Below are 6,252 nucleotides of genomic sequence, written 5' to 3' on the forward strand. Positions count from 1 at the left end.
TTTTAATAAAGAGCCATTTGGCGTAACTAAATAAATATTCATCTTATTCGCATTTCGGTAGGTTTTATTATTATTTTAGCGCAAATATAACAGAAATGTAGGGACGTTGTTATTGAGACATGAGTTTTTTAAGAAAGATTAAACTATATGGCTGCTGTTGTTAGCTCCTACTTAGCACCCATATGAAGAACTGATAGTTACAAATGCTATACATGTGTTATCATCCTTACAATCCAAAGAAACGGTCGCTTAATACTGGATAAATCTTATCTGAACATATCCAGGTGATGAACGACAGGCCACTTTGTGCCACTTGTGCCAATGTGCCAAGTGGCACAAATATAGAAAAATATAGAAAAAACCAGTATTTATGGTACTTTTGGTACTGAAATGCCACATGGCACTTTGGCACAAGTGGCACAAACTTATGCTACTGGTTACTCTACTTGACCTCTTCTCAGCCGATGAGCGGACCTTGGTGTGTCTGGGGCATAAGTACCATCTTTTCATCTGTTGGTATGTCACTTGGCAGTGACAAGTATGATACTTAGGCCCTGTAATGTCAGGCTGCAATATTTATTTCTATGACGATATTTAAATACTGTGTACTCAAGTTAGAAGTTATTTATTACCAAAAAAACATGAAAATAACGATGGGTTTCCAAGAAAAGCATTATCTTTGCACTATAGTTTCATTAAAATAATATCAACAAGTGCATAGCAAGGAAGAAAAATTAGCCGCTTTCGGGAGATTGCTGGATGTGCAGGACCGCCTGCGCATACAATGTCCATGGGACAGGAAACAGACCTTCGAGAGTCTTCGACCCAATACCATTGAGGAGACTTTCGAGTTGTGTGACGCTCTGATGAAGCGCGACTATAAGAATATCAAGAAAGAGTTGGGCGATGTGCTCGAGCATGTGATGTTCTACAGCATCATAGGGCGTGAGGACGAGGAGTTCGACATCTGTGATGTCTGCAACCAGGAAGCCGACAAGCTCATGTTTCGCCATCCGTTCATCAACTGGTGTGAAGAGGGTAACTGGACGGTTGCCAACCCCGACATGTGTATCAACGAAGCAGGACAGGTGGTGTATAAGGAAACCCAGCAGGAGGAACCCGATGACGCCTCACGTCCCTCTACCGCCTCGGCTGTGGAGAAGACCTGGGAACAGATTAAGCAGCAGGAGAAAGACGGCAACGAGCGGGTGCTGAGTGGAGTGCCCGATGCCTTGCCCTCGCTCATCAAGGCTTATCGCATACAGGACAAGGCACGCAACGTGGGCTTCGACTGGAAAGAGAAGGAGGATGTGTGGGACAAGGTGTACGAGGAACTGGAAGAGCTGAAGGCCGAACTGGCTAAGGATGACAAGGAAAACTCCACCCGCGAGTTGGGCGATTTCCTCTTCTCTGTCATTAATGCCGCCCGGCTGTATAAGCTCAATCCCGACAATGCTCTGGAGATGACCAACCAGAAGTTTATCCGCAGGTTCAACTATGTAGAAGACCATTCGGTGAAGCTGGGTAAGAGTCTGAAAGACATGACCTTGGAGGAAATGGATAAACTATGGGATGAGGCTAAACGTCAAGAGTAAGGAGTTTAATATAATACATATAAAGATGAGACGATTATTCTTTTTTACAGTGGCTGTCGTGGGGCTGATGCTCATGGCAGGTTGCCACGACCGTAAGGCGGCAAAGGTAATGGGTATGAACGATTCTGTAGATGTGGAGGCGGACAACGATTCCACCATTTATGGCGTTTGTGGCGAAGGAACCTCCATGCACTCGCTGCAACTCATTGCTGACAATGGCGATACACTCGATGTCTTTGTTGACGACGAGGAACCGGGAGTGGTACAGGGCGGGCTCCTGGCTGGCGACCGCATAGCCCTGATAGCTTACAAGTCTGCCGACGGCGAGATGGTGGCGCAGCGCGTCATTAATCTTACCTCACTCTTGGGCAAGTGGACCAGTATAGACAAGAACTTCGAGATCGTGGAAGGTGGCGACATCGTCAACAACGTCAAGGCAGAGGTCAACCCCTGGACCTCGTGGAAGATCGTCAACGGCAAACTGCTGCTCAATACCGATACCTTCGCCATCGACAACCTGGGTCCCGACAGTCTGCTGCTCGAGAACCATAAAGGCATCTATGTATTCAAACGCCAGCAGTAGGAGAAGCTGGAGAGACAGATTATGGAACCATTCAGAATTCATATCTTAGGGTGCGGCAGCGCTTTGCCCACCCTCAAGCACAGTGCTTCCGCGCAGCTCATCGAGATGCGTGGCAAGTGCTTCATGATGGATTGTGGCGAGGGAGCACAGATGCAGTTCAGGCGCTCGCATGTCCACTTTGCCAAGGTGAGCGCCATCTTTATTTCTCATCTTCATGGCGACCATTGCTTTGGATTGTTAGGACTGCTCTCCACCTTTGGTATGTTGGGACGTACATCTCGGTTAAAGGTTTTCGCACCAGAGTGTTACGCCAGCCTGTTTGAGCAACAGATGAACTTCTTTATGCAGGGCATGACCTATGAAATAGAGTTTGTTCCCGTAGATACAACCCAGCAAAAAGTGGTTTACGAAGACCATTCCGTCACCGTAGAGACGGTGCCTTTGCGCCATCGTGTACCCTGCTGTGGCTACATCTTCCGTGAGAAGCCCACCTTGCCTCACATCCGTCGCGACATGATAGACTATTACGGCATTCCGCTCTCGCAGATCAACAACATCAAGAACGGCGCTGACTGGACGACACCCGAGGGCGACATCGTGCCCAACAGCAGGTTGGTGGAGCCAGCCGACGCACCCCGCAGTTATGCCTACTGCAGCGATACGTGCTATCTGCCCGATTTGTATGAAAGAGTAAAAGACGTGACGGTGCTCTATCACGAAAGCACCTATACCTCGGAGAATGAGGACCGTGCCAAGATCTATTATCACAGCACAGCGCGCCAGGCAGCCCTTGTCGCCCAGAAGGCCGGGGCAGGGCGCTTGTTGCTCGGTCATTACAGCGCCCGATACAACAATGAGAATGTGCTGCTCGAAGAGGCGAAGGCGGTCTTCCCGGAGACTTATCTCTCGCAAGAGGGAATGGTGTTTGAGGTGAAGTAGTTCTCGGGAGTTCTCTCAGGAGTAAAGGAGATTTCAAAGGAGTTAAAGAAGTAAAAGGAGTTAAGGAGTTAAGACAAATGCTTTTGTGGACTTAAATTAACACTAAGTATTAACTCAAGTTTCGCTTGTGGTTCAAGCACGCCCTTTCTGGGCGTGTGGCGCTAACTTGCGAAAGTTGAAACATAAATGTTTCCTCCAAGGCATTTGTCTTCACTCCTCAGCGACCGGAGGGAGCGATAACTCCTTAACTCCCTTAACTCCTTAAAAAAACTCCTGCAGAAAAAAGTTCATTTTTAGATGCAAGGTTTTTGTATCTCGTAGTTTAATAAATAAATTTAGGAGAATTTGGAATCAGAAAAGCAACTCCTCGACGACATTTTGAGTGGTAGTCGCGATGCGATGCATCGACTCTACGACCGCTACATCGGGTATGTGATGGCCGTAGGGCTCAGGTACGTACCCGACAGGGACGAGGTGCGCGATGTCGTACAGGACAGCTTTGTGAAGATCTTCTCCTCCATCTCCCGCTTCGAGTATCGGGGCGAGGGCTCGCTCAAGGGCTGGATGCTGCGTATTGTAGCCAACGAGGCCATCAGCTACGCCAAGGCAAAGACGAAGTTCGTATTTACCGATGAGGTGCCCGACGAACCCGAGGCCGACAGCCCTGAGGTGGAACGTGTGCCGCCTGATGTGCTGACGCGGCTCATAGGCACGCTTCCCGATGGATACAGGCTCGTGCTCAATATGTATGTGTTTGAGCAGAAAAGCCACAAGGAGATAGCCGCAGAGTTGGGCATCAAGGAAAGTACCTCTGCATCTCAGTATCTGAGAGCCAAGAAACTGTTGGCAACGAGAATAAAAAACTATTTAAAGAATACGGAAAATGAACAAGACTGATTGGACAGACAAACTACGAGACAGGCTGGAGAACTATGAGGCTCCGGTCGGCGGTGACTTGTGGGCAGACATCGAGCAATCGTTTGTTCATCGCCCTGCCGTTCTTCGTCCTCTTGGTGCCAAGCCAGCCCGTCGCATGGGTTTGCGTTGGTGGGGAATGGCTGCAGCCCTGGCTGCCCTCGTGGTGGGAGGCAGTTATGTGTATTTACAGCAACCTCTTTCGCCTGCCGATACGGCAGTAGTGTCTTCTGTGATGAACCGTCAGGGGGCTTTGTCGTCTGGTAGTTCCAAGGATGATGCGCATGGCAATGCTGCTGAAAATCAAATAGCAGCCCTTGATACAGATGCCAGTCTTTCTGCTGCTCAAAGCGGCCAACCTGTTCTGCTGGCAGATAATATAGTGGACAACAGTCGTGCAGCTCGAAAGTCGCAAGGAAATGAGGCCTCAGAGCCCCTTCTTCTCTCTGCCGACGGAGGTGAAGAGCCTATCTGCGACCTGTCGCCAGCATTGACAGAGCCTGCCGGTTCTGCTGTCCGTTCGGCTCAAGAGTCTTCGGCTTCCCGAGAGGCTTCTTCCGTCCGTTCCTCTTCGTCATCAGATTCTCATCAGAAAAAGCATGCTGCTTTATCTGGCAGCCAGACGAGAAAGTCTGTCCGTCCGGTGTCCTTTTCTACAGCCGATCCACAGATTGTTGCAGCCAAGTCGGCCGCTTCCGAGGGCTGGTCGGTGAAACTCTATGCCGAGAATGGCATTCCTCGCAGTTACAGCAACGGCGAGTCTTCGGGCTCTTGGGTGATGAGCGACGCCATGATGGGACCTGCTGTCGACAACACACTGCAGTTTATGGTCGTCAAGCTCAACAACAAGGAGTCTCTTATCGACTCCAAGCATCATTTCCCCGTCTCGGTGGGTTTGCAGGTAGGTGTGCCACTTCTTCCACGTCTCTCGCTTACCACGGGCGTTGTCTATACACAGACCAGTTCTGATTTCACTTATCAGTATGGCTCCGGTCAGATGGTTGTCAACCAGTCGCTCCACTATGTAGGTATTCCTGTAGGACTTTCCTATGAGGTCTGGGGGATCAGCCGTTTGCATACCTATATCAATGTAGGAGGTGAAGGGGCAGTAAATGTGAAAAACAAGACCTTGATGGATGGCAACCGTGAAGATGTGGGGCGCGACAAGATGCAATGGTCTGCCAATGCATCCCTGGGCATTCAGTTTGACGTGATTCCTCAGTTGGGCATTTATGCCGAGCCGGGTGCGAAGTATTATTTTGACAACGGCAGCCATATAGACAACGTGTTCAAGGACAAGAAACTGAACTTCAATTTCCAGTTTGGCTTGCGTTGGAACATCGGAAAGTAACGCTTCTTTTCTTTGTGGGAATGTTTAATTCAACTTTCCCAATTGAGAAAGTTGAATTAAATATTAAACAAAGTTAAAACCTGGCATTTGCTGTTACATTTTGAGGCATAATAACGTTTATTAGGATGAAGACGTATTTAATTAGGTCAAAAACATAAAATAATCATCCTAAAGAATTTGGAGAAATGGTAAAAGTTCTGGCAAGTATAGGCATGCTGCTGACCTATACTGCTGCAATTTCGGCAGCAAATACACCCCGTTGGGCAGACAATGGCACCAAGACAGCCCCCATAGAAGTGACCGACACGATGGCATACGACAGCATCAAGTGGTCGGAAAACCTGGACGCTGTGACCGTTGTTGCAAAGAAACCCCTGGTAAAGAGCGAGCTCGACAAAATGACCTACGATGTAGAGTCTGACCCCGAGGCACAGGCCAACAGCGTGTTGGAGATGCTACGCAAGGTGCCGATGGTGACAGTCGACGGGCAAGACAACATCATGGTGAACAATAGTTCGTCGTTCAAGGTCTATGTCAACGGCAAACCCAACAACATGATGTCGAACAATCCCTCCGAGGTGCTCAAGAACATGCCTGCCAACAGCGTGAAGAAAATAGAAATCATCACCAATCCCGGACCAAAGTATGATGCCGAGGGAGTGGGAGGCATCATTAATATCATCACCACAGGCAAGGGCATGGAGGGATATTCGCTCACCGTAGGTACCAACTATAACACCCAGGGTCGCATAGGTGCCAACATGTTTGGCACCGTACAGAGTGGCAAGTTCACCGTCAGCGGACGCTACAGTTATACCCCAATTCGGGATAACCGAGTGTTTAATACGATATAAATGCAGCGTGAATAC

Annotated in this window: 6 protein-coding genes; all 6 read left to right on the forward strand. The window is 48.8% G+C overall.

Annotated elements, in window-relative coordinates; translation table 11 throughout:
- The first annotated feature begins 713 nt into the window (after positions 1-713).
- Positions 714-1,595: a nucleoside triphosphate pyrophosphohydrolase gene (mazG, locus tag F7D20_RS06170; protein WP_294814835.1), complete on the forward strand. Its 882-nt coding sequence runs from the start codon at positions 714-716 to the stop codon at positions 1,593-1,595.
- A 25-nt stretch (positions 1,596-1,620) separates the two neighbouring features.
- Complete coding sequence (locus F7D20_RS06175; RefSeq protein WP_158463294.1) at positions 1,621-2,178, forward strand: hypothetical protein; 558 nt, start codon at positions 1,621-1,623, stop codon at positions 2,176-2,178.
- Between the two features lie 21 nt (positions 2,179-2,199).
- Positions 2,200-3,117, forward strand: a complete 918-nt coding sequence (locus F7D20_RS06180; RefSeq protein ID WP_158463295.1) for a ribonuclease Z — start codon at positions 2,200-2,202, stop codon at positions 3,115-3,117.
- Between the two features lie 345 nt (positions 3,118-3,462).
- Positions 3,463-4,014, forward strand: coding sequence for an RNA polymerase sigma factor (locus F7D20_RS06185; RefSeq protein ID WP_022251421.1), 552 nt, complete (start codon positions 3,463-3,465; stop codon positions 4,012-4,014).
- Positions 4,001-5,383, forward strand: a complete 1,383-nt coding sequence (locus tag F7D20_RS06190) for an outer membrane beta-barrel protein (protein ID WP_158463296.1) — start codon at positions 4,001-4,003, stop codon at positions 5,381-5,383. The genes F7D20_RS06185 and F7D20_RS06190 overlap by 14 nt, the downstream gene beginning before the upstream one ends.
- Before the next feature lie 185 nt (positions 5,384-5,568).
- Complete coding sequence (locus F7D20_RS06195; protein ID WP_158463297.1) at positions 5,569-6,237, forward strand: TonB-dependent receptor plug domain-containing protein; 669 nt, start codon at positions 5,569-5,571, stop codon at positions 6,235-6,237.
- The last annotated feature ends 15 nt before the right edge of the window (positions 6,238-6,252 follow it).

Source organism: Segatella copri, assembly GCF_009495355.1.
GTDB lineage: Bacteria > Bacteroidota > Bacteroidia > Bacteroidales > Bacteroidaceae > Prevotella.

What these genes read in the sequence shown, in the direction of transcription:
- F7D20_RS06190 (WP_158463296.1), top strand. Translation starts at nt 4,001, where the DNA reads ATGAACAAGACTGATTGGACAGACAAACTACGAGACAGGCTGGAGAAC.
- F7D20_RS06175 (WP_158463294.1), top strand. Translation starts at nt 1,621, where the DNA reads ATGAGACGATTATTCTTTTTTACAGTGGCTGTCGTGGGGCTGATGCTC.
- F7D20_RS06195 (WP_158463297.1), top strand. Translation starts at nt 5,569, where the DNA reads ATGGTAAAAGTTCTGGCAAGTATAGGCATGCTGCTGACCTATACTGCT.
- F7D20_RS06180 (WP_158463295.1), top strand. Translation starts at nt 2,200, where the DNA reads ATGGAACCATTCAGAATTCATATCTTAGGGTGCGGCAGCGCTTTGCCC.